Annotated in this window: 14 protein-coding genes and 1 riboswitch; of the genes, 3 read left to right on the top strand and 11 right to left on the bottom strand. The window is 69.5% G+C overall.

Annotated features, from left to right (window positions below; genetic code table 11):
- Window positions 1-39 precede the first annotated feature (39 nt).
- Together ABT170_RS36315 and ABT170_RS36310 are read left to right on the top strand one after the other, a co-directional pair.
- Window positions 40-624 (top strand): hypothetical protein, encoded by a 585-nt coding sequence (locus ABT170_RS36315; protein WP_329941687.1) that lies wholly within the window; start codon window positions 40-42, stop codon window positions 622-624.
- 325 nt (window positions 625-949) lie between these two features.
- Window positions 950-1156 (top strand): DUF5999 family protein, encoded by a 207-nt coding sequence (locus tag ABT170_RS36310; protein ID WP_323179640.1) that lies wholly within the window; start codon window positions 950-952, stop codon window positions 1154-1156.
- An 82-nt stretch (window positions 1157-1238) separates the two neighbouring features.
- Here ABT170_RS36310 and gcvP read toward each other — a convergent pair whose 3' ends face one another.
- Complete coding sequence (gene gcvP / locus ABT170_RS36305; protein ID WP_329941688.1) at window positions 1239-4124, bottom strand: aminomethyl-transferring glycine dehydrogenase; 2886 nt, start codon at window positions 4122-4124, stop codon at window positions 1239-1241.
- A 195-nt stretch (window positions 4125-4319) separates the two neighbouring features.
- A riboswitch (glycine riboswitch) is annotated at window positions 4320-4417 on the bottom strand.
- Between the two features lie 132 nt (window positions 4418-4549).
- On the opposite strand from gcvP, the gene ABT170_RS36300 reads away from it, so the two are divergent.
- The gene (locus tag ABT170_RS36300) at window positions 4550-4921 is read left to right on the top strand and encodes a PRC-barrel domain-containing protein (protein WP_329941689.1); all 372 of its coding nucleotides are present in this window, start codon (window positions 4550-4552) and stop codon (window positions 4919-4921) included.
- On the opposite strand, the gene ABT170_RS36295 is transcribed toward ABT170_RS36300, so the two are convergent.
- The 10 genes from ABT170_RS36295 to clsA all read right to left on the bottom strand — a co-directional run bounded on the left by ABT170_RS36295 (window position 4843) and on the right by clsA (window position 14911).
- A complete protein-coding gene (locus ABT170_RS36295) occupies window positions 4843-6339 on the bottom strand; it encodes a DNA polymerase IV (protein ID WP_329941690.1) in 1497 nt (498 codons plus the stop codon). The genes ABT170_RS36300 and ABT170_RS36295 overlap by 79 nt on opposite strands.
- A 112-nt stretch (window positions 6340-6451) precedes the next feature.
- Window positions 6452-7069 (bottom strand): MerR family transcriptional regulator, encoded by a 618-nt coding sequence (locus ABT170_RS36290; RefSeq protein ID WP_351874687.1) that lies wholly within the window; start codon window positions 7067-7069, stop codon window positions 6452-6454.
- 168 nt (window positions 7070-7237) lie between these two features.
- A complete protein-coding gene (locus tag ABT170_RS36285) occupies window positions 7238-7711 on the bottom strand; it encodes a bifunctional nuclease family protein (protein ID WP_006123076.1) in 474 nt (157 codons plus the stop codon).
- A gap of 53 nt (window positions 7712-7764) precedes the next feature.
- On the bottom strand, window positions 7765-8508 hold the full coding sequence (ftsR, locus tag ABT170_RS36280; protein WP_329941692.1) for a transcriptional regulator FtsR: 744 nt from the start codon (window positions 8506-8508) through the stop codon (window positions 7765-7767).
- A gap of 41 nt (window positions 8509-8549) precedes the next feature.
- Entirely contained in the window at window positions 8550-9347 is a 798-nt protein-coding gene (locus ABT170_RS36275; RefSeq protein WP_329941693.1) for an FHA domain-containing protein, read from the bottom strand.
- Between the two features lie 190 nt (window positions 9348-9537).
- Window positions 9538-10338 carry a DUF881 domain-containing protein gene (locus tag ABT170_RS36270; RefSeq protein ID WP_351874682.1) on the bottom strand — a complete coding sequence of 267 codons (801 nt, stop codon included), beginning with the start codon at window positions 10336-10338 and terminating at the stop codon, window positions 9538-9540.
- Window positions 10339-10343: 5 nt separating this feature from the next.
- Complete coding sequence (locus ABT170_RS36265; RefSeq protein ID WP_003970459.1) at window positions 10344-10676, bottom strand: small basic family protein; 333 nt, start codon at window positions 10674-10676, stop codon at window positions 10344-10346.
- A complete protein-coding gene (locus tag ABT170_RS36260; RefSeq protein WP_329941695.1) occupies window positions 10673-11596 on the bottom strand; it encodes a DUF881 domain-containing protein in 924 nt (307 codons plus the stop codon). The genes ABT170_RS36265 and ABT170_RS36260 overlap by 4 nt, the downstream gene beginning before the upstream one ends.
- A 97-nt stretch (window positions 11597-11693) precedes the next feature.
- Window positions 11694-14189, bottom strand: a complete 2496-nt coding sequence (locus tag ABT170_RS36255) for a sugar phosphate nucleotidyltransferase (RefSeq protein WP_351874679.1) — start codon at window positions 14187-14189, stop codon at window positions 11694-11696.
- A 113-nt stretch (window positions 14190-14302) separates the two neighbouring features.
- Complete coding sequence (clsA, locus tag ABT170_RS36250) at window positions 14303-14911, bottom strand: cardiolipin synthase ClsA (RefSeq protein WP_329941697.1); 609 nt, start codon at window positions 14909-14911, stop codon at window positions 14303-14305.
- Between the last annotated feature and the right edge of the window lie 206 nt (window positions 14912-15117).

Genomic DNA, 15117 nt, shown 5'->3' with positions numbered 1-15117 from the left:
CCACGCATCACCGTGTCTCCAAGTGAGAGGCGACCCACTATGCCGCTGCATGTTCCCCCGGCTCCCGCGCCCGCATTGCGCAGCGTTCTCGCGGCACTCGGATCCCCCACCGCCGTCCGCGAAGCCCGCACTCCCGCGCTCCGGTCGGCCCAAGGCCCCCTGAGCCCCGAACTTCCGCTGCCCGTCCATGTACTGGACCGGATCGTTCCGAACGACCCCGCGCCCCGTACCCGTCTGGCCGCCTGGCGATTCCTGATCCGCAGCGAGGAGCGCGCCGTCGCGGCGGCGGACACCGTACTCACCCCGGACGGCTGGGCCTTCTCGCACTTCTTCGAGGGGCCCTACCTCGCCTCGACCGAGCTGGCGGTCAAGCAGGCGGAGGCGTCGGCCGCCCCCTGCCGGGCGCGGCTGCTGTCCATCCCGGAGCTCTACATGCTCACGCTGTGGCTGCACGGAGACACCGACGCCGATGCCGCCGCCTCGGTGCTCGCCCCCACCGATGTGCTGGTTCCCCTGGCGCCCGCCCCGCCGGGGATAGCGGCGCACCACCCGCGCCGCGTCGCCGATCTGCTCCCGCTGATGACCCTGCGGGTCACCCCGGGACCGCTGCTCAGTTCCGCCTGACCCGGCCCTTCCCCCGCATGCCCCCGCGGCGCCCCGTTCCGCCCGTACCCGCACGGGACGGGCCGGGACACCGCGGGGGCTCATTCGTACCCGTCCGGACTAGCCCGGTCCGGCCACCCCGAACCACCCAAAGGGACAGTGCAGTTGCGCTGAACCGTCCGGCCGGGTGATGCGTCATGGGAGGAGAAGAAGCGCTGCGGCGAAATCCCTGCGGAATGACGCCCGCAGGGCAACACTGGGACCGGACCGACTGATACGGGGGCGGCAAATGAACACGTCATCCAGCCGCAGGACATTCGAATCGACGCAGCGAAAGAACCCATCCATGTGCCAGCACCAGCCACCCTGCCCGACCGCCGACTCCGCCGACCGGGAAGCCGCCCGCCTGACGGCACACCACCCGGAACAGGGCTGGAGCCTGCTGTGCAACGGCGTCCTGCTCTTCGAGGACACCGGCGAGCTGCTCCCGGACGGGCAGATCATCGCCCCGCACCGGCCGCTGGGGGCCGACCGGGTGGTGAAGGCCGCCTGACCCCGCACGTACGAAGGGGGCCGGCCCGGAGAGATCTCCGCACCGGCCCCGACGCATGTCCGCAACGCGCCTATACCTTCGGTCAGTTGTCGTACTCGTCCAGCGGCGGGCAGGAGCAGACCAGGTTACGGTCGCCGAAGGCGCCGTCGATCCGGCGCACCGGCGGCCAGTACTTGTCCGCGGCCGACACTCCGGCCGGGAAGACGGCCTCCTCACGGCTGTAGGCGTGATCCCATGCGCCACCGAGCGCCGCCGCCGTGTGCGGGGCGTTGCTCAGCGGGTTGTCGTCCGCGCTCCACTCACCGGAGGCGACCTTCTCGATCTCGCCGCGGATGGCGATCATGGTGTCGCAGAACCGGTCGAGCTCGGCGAGGTTCTCGCTCTCGGTCGGCTCGATCATCAGCGTCCCGGCCACCGGGAACGACATGGTCGGCGAGTGGAAGCCGTAGTCGATCAGGCGCTTGGCGACATCGTCGATGCTCACTCCGGTCGCCTTGGAGATCGGCCGCAGATCCACGATGCACTCGTGCGCGACCAGGCCGGCCGGACCGTTGTACAGGATCGGGAAGTGCGGCTCCAGGCGCTTGGCGATGTAGTTGGCCGCGAGCACGGCGACCTGCGTCGCGCGCTTCAGCCCCTCGCCGCCCATCAGCCGGACGTACGCCCACGAGATCGGCAGGATGCCGGCCGAGCCCCACGGGGCGGCCGAGATCGGGCCCACACCGGTCTCCGGGCCCGCGGCGGGCTGGAGCGGGTGGTTGGGGAGGTAGGGCGCGAGGTGCGCGCGGACGCCGACCGGGCCGACACCGGGGCCGCCGCCGCCGTGCGGGATGCAGAAGGTCTTGTGCAGGTTCAGGTGCGAGACGTCGCCGCCGAACTTGCCGGGCTTCGCGAGACCGACCAGCGCGTTGAGGTTGGCGCCGTCCACGTAGACCTGGCCGCCCGCGTCGTGCACCTCACCGCAGATGGCGGCGACATGCTCCTCGAACACACCGTGGGTCGAGGGGTAGGTGATCATGAGCACGGCGAGCTCGTCGCGGTACTGCCCGATCTTGGCGCGCAGGTCCTCGATGTCGACCTCGCCGTCGTCGGCGGTCTTCACGACGACGACCTTCATGCCCGCCATGACGGCGCTCGCGGCATTGGTGCCGTGGGCCGAGGACGGGATCAGACAGACGGTGCGCCCCTCGTCGCCGTTGGCCCGGTGGTACGCCCGGACGGCCAGCAGACCGGCGAACTCGCCCTGCGAACCCGCGTTCGGCTGGATCGACACGGCGTCGTAACCGGTGACCTCGGCGAGCCGCTCCTCCAGCTCACGGATGAGGGTGAGGAATCCCTGAGCCTGCTCGGCGGGCGCGAAGGGGTGCAGGGCCCCGAACTCGGGCCAGGTGATCGACTCCATCTCGGCGGTCGCGTTCAGCTTCATGGTGCAGGAGCCGAGCGGGATCATGCCGCGGTCCAGCGCGTAGTCCCGGTCGGCGAGCTTGCGCAGGTAGCGCAGCATCGCGGTCTCGGACCGGTGCTGGTGGAAGACCGGGTGCGTGAGGATCTCGTCGTCGCGCAGCAGCCCCTCGGGGAGCGTCTCGGCGGCCACCGCGTCCAGCGCCTCGACGTCGCCCTCGGCGCCGAAGGCCGCCCATACGGCGGCGACCTGGGTGCGGGTCGTGGTCTCGTCACAGGCCAGGGAGACCAGGTCGGCGTCGACGAGGCGCAGGTTGACCCCACGCTCACGGGCGCCCGCGACCACGGCGGCGGCCCTGCCGGGAACCCGCACGGTCAGCGTGTCGAAGAACGCGCCGTGCACGACGTCGGCTCCACCCCGCCGCAGGCCCTCGGCCAGGATCGCGGCGTAGCGGTGGGTGCGCCGGGCGATCGTCCGCAGGCCCTCGGGGCCGTGGTAGACGGCGTACATCCCGGCCATGACGGCGAGCAGCACCTGGGCGGTGCAGATGTTGCTGGTGGCCTTCTCGCGGCGGATGTGCTGCTCACGGGTCTGGAGGGCCAGGCGGTACGCCTTGTTGCCGTCGGCGTCGACGGAGACGCCGACGAGCCGGCCGGGCAGGCTGCGGGCGAACTTCTCGCGCACGGCCATGAAGCCGGCGTGCGGTCCGCCGAAGCCCATCGGTACGCCGAAGCGCTGGGTGGTGCCGACGGCGATGTCCGCGCCCAGCTCTCCGGGGGAGGTGAGCAGGGTCAGGGCGAGCAGGTCGGCGGCCACGGTGACGATCGCGCCGAGCTCGTGGGCCTGCCCGATGACGGGCTTGAGGTCCCGCACGGCTCCGGAGGCGCCCGGGTACTGGAGCAGTACACCGAAGACGCCGCGCTCGGCGAGATCTGCCGGGATGCCGTCGGTGAGGTCGGCGACGACGACCTCGACACCGGTCGGCTCCGCGCGGGTCTCGATCACCGCGACGGTCTGCGGCAGGGTGTCGGCGTCGACCAGGAAGACACCGTTCTTCACCTTGCCGACGCGGCGGGACAGGGCCATGGCCTCGGCGGCCGCGGTGCCCTCGTCGAGCAGGGAGGCGCCGGAGGTGGGCAGCCCGGTCAGCTCGGCGACCATCGTCTGGAAGTTGAGGAGCGCTTCGAGCCGCCCCTGGGAGATCTCCGGCTGGTACGGCGTGTAGGCCGTGTACCACGCGGGGTTCTCCATGACGTTGCGCAGGATCACCGGCGGGGTGAACGTGCCGTAGTAGCCGAGCCCGATCATCGGCGCGAGCACCTGATTGCGGTCGGCGAGCGAACGCAGCTCGGCCAGCACCTCGGCCTCGGTACGGGCCGACGGAAGCTTGAGGGCCTCCGTGCTCTTGATCACGTCGGGCACCGCGGCGGCGGTGAGCTCGTCGAGCGAGCCGTAGCCGACCTGGGCGAGCATCTTCGCCTGGGCCTCACCATCGGGCCCTATGTGGCGCTGCTCGAACGGAATGCCCTGCTCCAGCTGGGAGAGCGGAGTGCGACGGGGGGTCATGATGGAGGCCTCCTGGTCTGTCACGACCTGCGAGGGGCACCGCGGCGTGGGTGCCCGAACGGCCTCCCCCTCTGTCATCTCAACCTGAGAGCTTCACCGGCCCGCCTCACGGCGCACCGGCTTTCACCGTCGGTGAGGGTGGGATCCGTTCCGGGCACATGCCCGCAGGGAACCCGCCCTGCTTTCCAGAGTGACCTCGTCCGTGCGGTACGGGGGCCTGAGAGATTCCGGGGAGGATTTGCTCCTTCGGCGCCTCCGGATTCTGCACCGGAGGACTCTCCCGCACGGGGTCAGCAGCCATAAGCCAGCCTACCAGCGGGGTTCACGCCGAATTGCTCAAGTGGCCGACACCCGCGATCTGCACTTCTGTAGTGCTTGTGGAGTAGTCACCACCACCCAGGCAGTTGCGACCAGTGGGAGGCACCGTGCAGACCGACATCGATCCGCGCAGCCTGATCGGCCGCAAGGCATTCGACCGCAGGGGAACCAAGATCGGAACGGTGGACGAGGTCTATCTGGACGATGCGACGGGGGTCCCGGAGTGGGCGGCCGTACGGACCGGCCTCTTCAGCCGGGACGCTTTCGTCCCCCTCGAACCGAGCGAATTCGTCGAGGATTCGCTGCGGATCCCGTTCGACCGCGCGTTGATCAAGGACGCGCCGGACTTCGGAGTCGGCCGCCACCTCAGCCCGGAGCAGGAACTGCAGCTCTACCGCCATTACGGGCTGGACTCCGCGCCCCCGGGGGAGACCGGGCAGGACCAGGACTTCGGCAGGCTGGCGGGCCAGGAGGAGTAGTCCACGGGGTCGCGCACCAGGGGCAGCGGATCGGCCGGCCGCAGCTCCGGGTCGTCGGTACGGAACGTACGCACCCGGCCCGGTGTGCCGCCCGGCTCCTCGAAGCGGACCGTCACGCGGCCCACCCCGCTGCCCTGCACCCAGCCGTGGCCGTGCGTGCCGTGGCGCACATCATGGCCGGCGGGCCAGCGCCGGGCGGCGAGGGTCTCCGCGCTCTCCCCCTCCGCCTCCCCCGCAGGGACGGTGTGCGGCGTTTCACCGTCCTCCGGGGGGCCGGGCGGGGCCTCCGGTGCGGCCTCCGCTCCGGCTTCGGCCTCCGCTTCCGCCTCGGCCGCCTGCCGGGCATCGGCCGCCTGGGCGAAGAGGTCCTCCTGGGTGTAGTCGGCGAGCCCCGTGACGCCCACTCCCAGCAGCCGTACGCCCCCGGTGGTGTCCACTGCCTCCAGGAGTCTCGCCGCGGCCTCCCGGACCACTGTGGGGTCGTCCGTGGGCCCTCTGAGGGTCTCGGAGCGGGTCAGGGTGGAGAAGTCGTACCGGCGCACCTTGAGGACCACGGTGCGCCCGGAGCGCCCCGCGGCCCGCAGCCGCTCCACGCACCGGTCCGCCAGCCGCTCCACCTCCGCGCGCACCCGCACCCGGTCGTGCAGGTCGACATCGAAGGTGTCCTCGACCGATACGGACTTGGCGTCACGCTCGGCGACGACCGGGCGATCGTCCAGGCCGAGCGCCATCCGGTGCAGCGAGACGCCGTGCGCCTTGCCCACCAGCCGGACGAGCTCCGCCTCCCCGGCCTCGGCCAGGTCGTGGACGGTGGTCATCCCGGCCCGGCGGAGGTGGTCCCCGGTGGCGGGGCCGACGCCCGGCAGGGTCCGTACGGGCATGGGCGCCAGCAGCTCCCGTTCGCTGCCCGGCTCGATGAGCAGGAGCCCATCCGGCTTGGCCTCCTCCGAGGCGATCTTGGCCAGCATCTTGGAGCCGGCGAGCCCCACGGAGCCGCTCAGCCCGGTCACCGCGTGGATGGCGGCCCGCAGCTGCTCGCCCATGGCACGGGCCGACACCGAGTCGTCGGCGACGCCGCCCGCCTCCAGATCGACGAAGGCCTCGTCCAGGCTGAGCGGCTCCACCAGCGGCGACAGCCTGCCGAGCAGCTCCATCACCTGGTCGCTCACCGCGCGGTACAGCGAGAAGCGCGGCACGAGATACGCGGCGTTCGGTGCCAGCCGCCGGGCCTGCGCCGTCGGCATCGCCGAGTGCACGCCCAGGCGCCGGGCCTCGTACGACGCGGTGGCGACCACCCCGCGCGGCCCCAGGCCGCCCACGACCACCGGCTTGCCGCGCAGACTCGGCTTGGACGCCTGCTCCGCCGAGGCGTAGAAGGCATCCATGTCCAGATGGAGGATGGTGGGCGCGGCTCTCACACCTCCGATGCTGCCCTACGGCACTGACAACGCGACGGTACCGACAACGCGGCTGCCCGGCCCCCTTTCGGGGCCGGGCAGCCGTCATGCTGTCGCCGATGAGGTCAGCCGGTCATCCCGCCCGGTTGCGCCGCCGCGCGAGTTCGTCGGTGGGGTTGTTGCCCACCAGCGTCTCGCCGGTGTCGACCCGCTCTCCGTGCAGCTGGGACAGTGCCGCGTCCACGTCCCGCCACACGACGCCGACGGCGATCCCGAAGACCCCTTGACCGCCCTGGAGCAGCGCCACGACCTCGGCGGGCGAGGAACACTCGTAGACCGTCGCACCGTCGCTCATGAGCGTCATCCGCTCAAGGTCCTGGAACCCCCGGGCCCGCAGATGCTGGACCGTGGTGCGGATGTTCTGCAGGGCGACCCCGGTGTCCAGGAACCGCTTGACGATCTTGAGGAGGACCACGTCCCGGAAGCTGTAGAGACGCTGGGTGCCCGACCCGTAGGCCGGACGCACGCTCGGCTCCACCAGCCCCGTACGCGCCCAGTAGTCGAGCTGGCGGTAGGTGATCCCCGCCGCCGCGCACGCCGTCGGTCCGCGATAGCCGATGTCATTCGCTGCTGCCACGCCGTCCGCCGCCACCGCAGCCGGCTGAACCGGTTGCCTGATGGTGTGGTCGGCCGCACTGCCGTGCTGCGGATACGGCCCACCCGCTGCCGTACCGTCGCCGCTGATTCTCACGCCGACCTCCGTCCTTGACCTGCCCACTCGAAGGTAGGCAGTCACTTGGGGTGCGTCAACGATCGCCACACTCGGCACGCCGAGTGATAATCACCCTGAGGGTGGTTTCCCGTGCCTCACTATCGGGAAAGGCTTGTCGGATGCGCTGACGACACCCCTGCGGGACGGTCACTGACTGTTGGTACCGAAGTCCTCCGGGGAGATCTGGTCGAGGAACTCGCGGAACTTCTCCACCTCGTCCTCCTGCTCGTCGGGGATGGCGATCCCGGCATCGTCCAGCACCCCGTCACTGCCGTAGATCGGCGTTCCGGTCCGCAGGGCGAGCGCTATGGCGTCGGACGGCCGGGCACTCACCTCGACCCCGCTGGCGAAGACGAGCTCCGCGTAGAACACACCTTCGCGAAGGTCCGTGATGCGGACCTCGGTGAGCTCCTGGCCGACGGCCTCGAGCACATCCTTGAAAAGATCATGGGTCAGCGGCCTGGCCGGAGCCATGCCCTGCTGGGCGAAGGCGATCGCGGTCGCCTCCCCAGGACCGATCCAAATGGGGAGGTACCGGTCGCCTCCCACTTCACGCAGGAGAACGATCGGCTGGTTTGAGGGCATTTCCACCCGGACACCGACAACGTCGAGCTCGTTCACACAGCAACCCTAGGACGTGCCCGCCATGTTTGGGTAGTCGGGCGCCTGTGAGGTCAGTGCAGCCGGACCTGCAGAGCCGTCTGGACAAGGGCCGCGTGCAGCCGCACGGAAAGCTCGGCGAGCTCCTTCGCGGTGGCCTCCGCATGGGCTCTGGTCTGCGGATTCCGGTGCCGGCGCAAGGGCGCGACCACCTGTTCGATCAGCCCGGCCTCGCGGTCGGCGGCGGCCCGCATGGCCCGCAGGTGCCGAGGTTCCAGACCGAATCGGCCCAGATCCGCCACAAGTTTCGCCACGGTCACCGTCTCGGCGTCGTAGCCGCCCTCCGGCATGGCCACGATCAGCCCGTACGACTCCCACTCGTCGAGCTGCTCCTCGTCCACCTCGGCCGCCGCGAGCAGCTCGGAGCGCCCGATGCGCGCGGCGGTCGCGGCGCCGGGGCCGGAGTCCCAGAATCCGTCGGAGAGGTCCCGCTGGCCGCCGGGGGTGGGCAGCACGGGCTGCTCCCCCCGGGCCAGGGCGTCGAGATGCCCCCGGATGACCTTCAGCGGAAGATAGTGGTCCCGCTGCATACGGAGCACCTGTGCGAGCCGCTCGACATCGCCGGTACTGAACTTCCGGTATCCGGAAGGCGTGCGCTGCGGCTCGATGAGGCCCTCGGCCTCCAGGAAACGAATCTTGGAGATGGTGACTTCGGGGAACTCGTCGCGCAACTGGAGGAGCACCGTACCGATGCTCATCGCTCGGGCGTCCGCGGCGGCGGTGCCGTGACCGGCACCGCCTGTGGGTGTTCGCAGCATGGGCCTTCCTGAGGGTCCCCCGGACCAGGTCCGGGGGAGGGTCATACGCCCCGCTGGCTCGCGTAGAAGACCAGCCGGTACTTACCGATCTGGACTTCGTCGCCATTGGACAGCGCGACGGAATCGATGCGCTCACGGTTGACATAGGTGCCGTTGAGGCTGCCGACGTCACCCACGGTGAAGCTACCGTCCGGGCTCCTGCGGAACTCCACATGACGCCGCGACACGGTCACGTCGTCGAGGAAGATATCGCTCTGCGGGTGCCGTCCGGCTGTGGTGAGGTCACCGTCCAGCAGGAAGCGACTGCCCGAATTGGGCCCCCGCCGCACCACGAGCAGCGCGGAACCGCCCGGCAGGGCGTCCACGGCCGCCTGTGCCTCGGGCGAGAGGGAAGGCAGCGCGGTCTGCCCCGTCGCCTCCGCCTCGTACGCCTCAAGGCCGGAGATCGAGATCGTCGACGTCGTCTCCGAGGCGCGCTCGGGGACACCGCCCCGCAGCGGCGTACCGCAGTTGGAGCAGAAACGGCTGGCTTCGGTGTTGCGGTGCCCGCACCTCGCACAAACCGGCATGGACGCACCCTCCGGGGCGGGGCTGAACCCTCCACCCGTACTTGAGGTTGATGGTTCGCCGAAACCTATGCGTCCGGCACCGGCATGGTCAACAGACGACACGCCGGGCCCACCCTGAGCGTCACCGGCGGCACCGGAGACCTCGTCGCGGAAGAGCGGGCGCTCCCCGCTCTGCTCCTCGTCCTGACCATGGCGCGGTGCACGGTGCCGGGCAGCGCTGTTGCTGTCCTCGCGTGCACTCTTTCCGAACAACTTCGCAAACAACTTCACGGGCGATTCCCCTTGACCGACATAGACCCGCCCGTGGGGCAGGACGAACCCTGAATGAACACACCTGCCGACCCGGACATCTTCACAACGTCCGTATCCACCCGACAGTTTCCACCACGCGCCACCAATCCGTTGCGCCGACCCCCCGCAACCTCCGGCCCGCGTCCTTCCGCCTTCGTACGCCCACGGCTCACTGGGACGACGACCGAGCGTAGTCAGGCTGCTTCGCCGGTCGCAAGGCATCCACGACGATGTCGTCCGACCTCTCCACGGCCGCGGCGGCCTGCTCCTTCTCCAGCGTCTGGACCACACCTCCCGGAATGTTGAGCGCCGGCTCCAGATCCTGCGGCTTGCCGATCACCTTGAACTCATAAGGCGCTTCGATCCTCTTGCCGTCGACCTGGATGTCACCGCCCTCACCGGCGAAGTACGTATTGGCCACCACCCGCACGCCGTTGACCTCGATCGCCTCGGCACCGGCCGCACGCAGCTCCTGGATGGCGTCGAGCAGCATGTCGGCCGCGACGCCGCCACCGGGGTCGTTGATCGTCAGCGTGATACCGGGGCCGTGCGCCGCCACGGTGCCCGCGAGGATACCGAGCTGCCGCTCCTTCTCCAGCGTCTGTTTCCGGGCCTCCTCGGCCTGGTCGGAGCTGTTCTCCAGCTCCGTGCGCTGATCGTCGAGGCGCTGCTTCTCGTCCTCCAGACGCTGGGTCCGGTCGTCGACCTCGTCGAGGATCCGGACCAGGTCCTCCTGCCGTGCTCCGCGCAGGGCGCTGTCCTCGCTGGTGGAGCGTACCTGGATGGCCAGCCCCAGACCGAGGCCGAACAGCAGGAGAGCGACGACGAGTTGGGCGCGGCTCACCCGGGGCGGCCACAGACCGGCCAGCAGCCGCCGACGTCCGTCGAGCGGTGCGGGCGGGGGCACGGGAGCTCCGGCCGGCTCGTCGCCGGCGCGCTCCTCGCTGCGGGGGGATTCTTCGTTACTCATCGGCCTCAAGCCCGGAAGACGTGCCGGCGGATGGCGGCGGCGTTGGAGAAGATCCGGATGCCGAGCACCACCACCACACCGGTGGAGAGCTGGGCACCCACACCCAGTTTGTCGCCGAGGAACACGATCAGTGCGGCCACGACGACATTGGACAGGAACGACACCACGAAGACCTTGTCGACGAAGATACCGTCGAGCATCGCCCGCAGACCTCCGAAGACGGCGTCGAGCGCGGCCACCACGGCAATCGGCAGGTAGGGCTCGACCACCGCCGGTACCTCGGGCCGGACCAACAGTCCGACCACGACTCCCACGACGAGGCCCAGTACGGCGATCACGATGTGCCCTTCCCTGATTCTGCCGTGCCACTGCCGGTGCCGGCGGTTTTCGGCTCTGCTGTACGGACGATCAGGCTCGGCGCGGCCGGAAGCCGTACCTTCTCCTGACCGGAAATGCTGGTCCTGATGTCGAAGTTCTCCTGCAGCGCGTGCAGGTACATCCCGTCGGCACTGTTGCGGAACGCGGTGGCGAGCTCCTTGCCGTCCCCCACCGCGAGCACCGTGTAGGGCGGCACGAGCGGCCGGTTGTCGACCAGTATGGCGTCGCCCGCCGCGCGGATCGCCGACAGTGCTGTCAGCCGTTGGCCGTTGATGGCGACGGCCTCCGCGCCGGACTCCCAGAGTCCGTTGACAACGCGCTGCATGTCCCGGTCGCGCACCCGTCCGGTGTCGGCGAAGCCGGTCGACTCGCGCGGTCCGCCGCCGCCCTGGTCGGTGTCCTTCGCATCGTCCACGACGAGCTTCACACCGGGCCCCTCGACCGCAGTGGCCCCGGACAGCAGTGCCACGAGCCCGCCCTGGTCCCCGCCGTGCTGTTCGAGCGCCTTGCGCTGGCGCTCGCTCACATCGGAGCGCAGCTCCTCGACGTCCGACTCCAGCGTGTCCGCCGCGGTGGTCTCCGCGTCGATACGGTCGATGAGCTCCTCGCGCTCCTTGGCCACGACCGGCGCCGACACCCGCGCCTCGGCGGCACCGAGGGTGACCACGAGAGCCGCGATCAGCAGCCCGGCCGCCAGACCGAGCTTCGACTTGAGCGTACGGGGCAGCCCGGCGCTCCCGTCGGCCCTGCGGCGTGCCGTGGCCTCGGCGTATCCGTCATCGAGGCTGTGGTCCATCACGTTGGTCAGCAGCGACATGGAGGCATCGGGGCGGGCTGGCTTCGGGGCGGCGGTGCTCCGATCGGGGGGCTGCTGCGACATGCCGCACATCGTCGCACGTCACCACGGCTACCGCCGAATGGCCCCACCGGTGCACCGGGAGCCCTGGCGCGGCAACTCCCGGTGCACCGCCCTCACATCAGCTGCCCGCGCTGTCCACGACGGCCGACCACTCGTCGAGCAGGGCCTGCGCGGAGGCGTCGTCGGGCCCTTCGGCCCACAGATGCGTGACGGCCTCGGCCCGGTCCGGCAGGACCATCACCCACCGGCCGTCGGCCTCGACCACCCGTACACCGTCCGTGGTGTCCACGCTGCGGTCCCCGGCCGCCTCGACCACACGCCGCATGACGAGTCCCTTGACCGCCCACGGCGTCGCCAGGTCACGGCGGAGCACATGGGCACGCGGAATGCGGGCGTCGATCTGGCTGAGCGTGAGCTGCGTACGGGCGACGAGTCCGATGAGCTGGACGAAGGCGGCCGCTCCGTCGAAGACACTGCTGAATTCGGGAACGATGAAGCCACCGCGCCCGTCTCCTCCGAAGATGGTGGAGTCCTCACGGCCCACCCTGGTCAGGTCGTCCGGCGACGTGGTCGTCCATTCCACCTGGGTGCCGTGGTAGGCCGCCACCTGCTCGGCCACGCGCGTGGTCGTCACCGGCAGGGCAACGCGCCCGCTGCGCCGCTCGGCCGCGACCAGGTCGAGCATCACGAGCAGGGCCCGGTCGTCCTCGATGATCCGCCCGCGCTCGTCGACCAGCGACAGGCGCTCACCCACGGGGTCGAAGCGCACCCCGAAGGCGGCACGGGCCGAGGACACGATCTCGCCGAGCCGCACGAGCCCGGCCCTGCGGGACTCGGCCGACTCGGTCGGCCGTGACTCGTCGAGCCCCGGGTTGATGGTCAGCGATTCCACGCCGAGCCGCCCGAGCAGGCTGGGCAGGACGAGCCCGGCACTGCCGTTGGAGGCATCCACGACGACCTTGAGCCCCGCCTCGGCGATACCGGTGGTGTCGACGTTGCGGAGCAGGGAGCCGGTGTACGAGTCGAAGACGCTGGAGGGGAAGTACAGGTCCCCGATCTCACCGGGGAAGGCCCTCCGGTACTCCTGGCGCGCATAGACCCGGTCCAGTTTCCGCTGACGCGCCTGCGAGAGATCCGCGCCGCGTTCGTCGAAGAACATGATGTCCACCGAGTCGGGCACCCCGGGCGACGTACGGATCATGATGCCGCCCGCGCTGCCCCTGGCCGTCTGCTGACGGGCCACGGGCAGCGGCACGTTCTCCAGGTCCCGGACGTCGATTGCGCTGGCCTGGAGAGCCGAAATGACCGCTCTCTTCAGCGCACGGGCACCACGGGAGTGATCGCGCGCCGTGGTGACCGTCGAGCCCTTCTTCAGCGTCGTGGCGTAGGCGCCGGCCAGCCGCACCGCCAGTTCGGGAGTGATCTCGACGTTCAGGATTCCGGAGACACCACGGGCGCCGAACAGATGCGCCTGCCCGCGGGACTCCCAGATCACCGAGGTGTTGACGAAGGCGCCGGCCTCGATGGTCTTGAACGGGTACACCCGCACATTGCCCTGAATGATCGATTCCTCGCCGACCAGACACTCGTCACCGATGACGGCGCCGTCCTCGACGCGGGCCGCGCGCATGATGTCGGTGTTCTTGCCGATCACACAGCCGCGCAGATTGCTGTGCTGGCCGATGTACACGTTGTCGTGCACCACGGCCCGGTGCAGGAAGGCGCCCGTCTTCACGACGACGTTGGAGCCCACGACCGTGTGCTCACGGATCTCGACGTCCGCCTCGATCTTGGCGTAGTCACCGATGTAGAGCGGCCCCCGGAGCACGGCGTCCGGATGGACCTCCGCGCCCTCGGCCACCCACACGCCGGGCGAGATCTCGAAGCCGTCCAGCTCGACGTCGACCTTGCGCTCCAGGACGTCGGCCTGTGCCTTCACATAGCTCTCGTGGGTGCCCACGTCCTCCCAGTAGCCCTCGGCGATATAGCCGTAGATCGGCTTGCCCTCCTTCATGAGCTGCGGGAAGACATCACCCGACCAGTCCACGGAGGTGTCGGCCTGGACGTAGTCGAAGACCTCGGGCTCCATGACGTAGATGCCCGTATTGACGGTGTCGGAGAAGACCTGGCCCCAGGTGGGCTTCTCCAGGAAGCGCTCGACCTGGCCTTCCTCGTCCACGATCGTGATCCCGAATTCCAGTGGATTGGGGACCCTCGTGAGGCAGACCGTGACCAGTCCGCCCTTGCGCTTGTGGAAGGCGATGAGATCGGTCAGATCGAAGTCCGTGAGCGCGTCACCGGAAATGACGAGGAAGGTGTCGTCCTTGAGCGCTTCCTCCGCGTTCTTGACACTCCCCGCGGTGCCGAGCGGCTTCTCCTCGTTGGCGTAGGTGAGCTCCATCCCGAGTTCTTCGCCGTCGCCGAAGTAATTCTTGACGAGAGAGGCGAGGAACTGGACGGTTACGACGGTCTCATTGAGCCCATGCCGCTTGAGCAGCCGCAGGACATGCTCCATGATCGGCCGATTGGCCACGGGCAGGAGCGGCTTGGGCATGCTCGAGGTCATGGGGCGAAGGCGAGTGCCTTCACCACCAGCCATCACGACGGCCTTCATGTCGGAAACGTCCTCCTAGAAGAGACGACGGCTAGCCGACTTTGCCCGCCGGGGCAAGCATCCAAGACATCAGCCGCGGGCCGGCCACACTGCGCGGCACCGCATCAACGAGCTCAATCGGCTACTGCATCCGCCTTGACGAGCCGGCGGACCTGAACCACGTAGAGGATCCCTGCCCACCAGTAGAGCGTTGTACCCCATCCTGCGAACGCCCATCCGAAAATGGCGGCCAGCGTTGCCAGCCAACCACTTCCATCGCTGAGCAGCAACAAGGGGAACGCATACATCAGGTTGAATGTTGCAGCTTTCCCGAGGAAGTTCACCTGGGGCGGCGGATAGCCGTGCCTTCGCAGGATTCCGACCATCACGAGCAACATCAGCTCCCGGGCGAGAAGCGCGGCGGTCAGCCACAGTGGCAGGATCTCGCGCCAGGTGAGCCCGACGAGGGTGGAAAGGATGTAGAGCCGGTCGGCGGCCGGGTCCAGGAGCCGACCGAGGCTGCTGATCTGGTTCCACCGGCGCGCGAGCTTTCCGTCGAGGTAGTCGCTGATACCGCTGAGCATGAGCACCAGCAACGCCCAGCCGTCGCTGTTGGGCCCGCCGAACACGGGGCGGAGAATCAGCCACAGGAAGAGCGGTACGCCGACGAGGCGAGCCATGCTGAGGATGTTGGGGATGGTGAGGACCCGGTCCGTCTGAACCCGAGTCTCCTGGACCTCCACCCGGGGGCCTCCTGTGAAGAACGTGCCAATGATGCCCCCTGACCTTACCCGCAGCGACCGCCGGCGGGTGCACAGGGGTGGATGGGGAACAAACGCGGCTCCACAATCATGAGACGTTCAGAACGCAGAAAAGCCCCGTGCCACAAGGCACGGGGCTTTCCCGGAAAAATTGTTCGGCGGCGTCCTACTCTCCCACAGGGTCCCCC

It is taken from the genome of Streptomyces sp. NPDC001787, assembly GCF_040297465.1.
Classification (GTDB): Bacteria; Actinomycetota; Actinomycetes; order Streptomycetales; family Streptomycetaceae; genus Streptomyces.
This window is presented reverse-complemented; position numbering and strand designations above follow the sequence as displayed.

Bases quoted from the DNA above. Each gene is read 5' to 3' on its own strand.
- ABT170_RS36315 (WP_329941687.1), top strand. From the start codon at position 40: ATGCCGCTGCATGTTCCCCCGGCTCCCGCGCCCGCATTGCGCAGCGTT.
- ABT170_RS36310 (WP_323179640.1), top strand. From the start codon at position 950: ATGTGCCAGCACCAGCCACCCTGCCCGACCGCCGACTCCGCCGACCGG.
- gcvP (WP_329941688.1), bottom strand. From the start codon at position 4,124: ATGACCCCCCGTCGCACTCCGCTCTCCCAGCTGGAGCAGGGCATTCCG.
- ftsR (WP_329941692.1), bottom strand. From the start codon at position 8,508: ATGCTGCGAACACCCACAGGCGGTGCCGGTCACGGCACCGCCGCCGCG.
- ABT170_RS36270 (WP_351874682.1), bottom strand. From the start codon at position 10,338: ATGAGTAACGAAGAATCCCCCCGCAGCGAGGAGCGCGCCGGCGACGAG.
- ABT170_RS36260 (WP_329941695.1), bottom strand. From the start codon at position 11,596: ATGTCGCAGCAGCCCCCCGATCGGAGCACCGCCGCCCCGAAGCCAGCC.
- ABT170_RS36255 (WP_351874679.1), bottom strand. From the start codon at position 14,189: ATGAAGGCCGTCGTGATGGCTGGTGGTGAAGGCACTCGCCTTCGCCCC.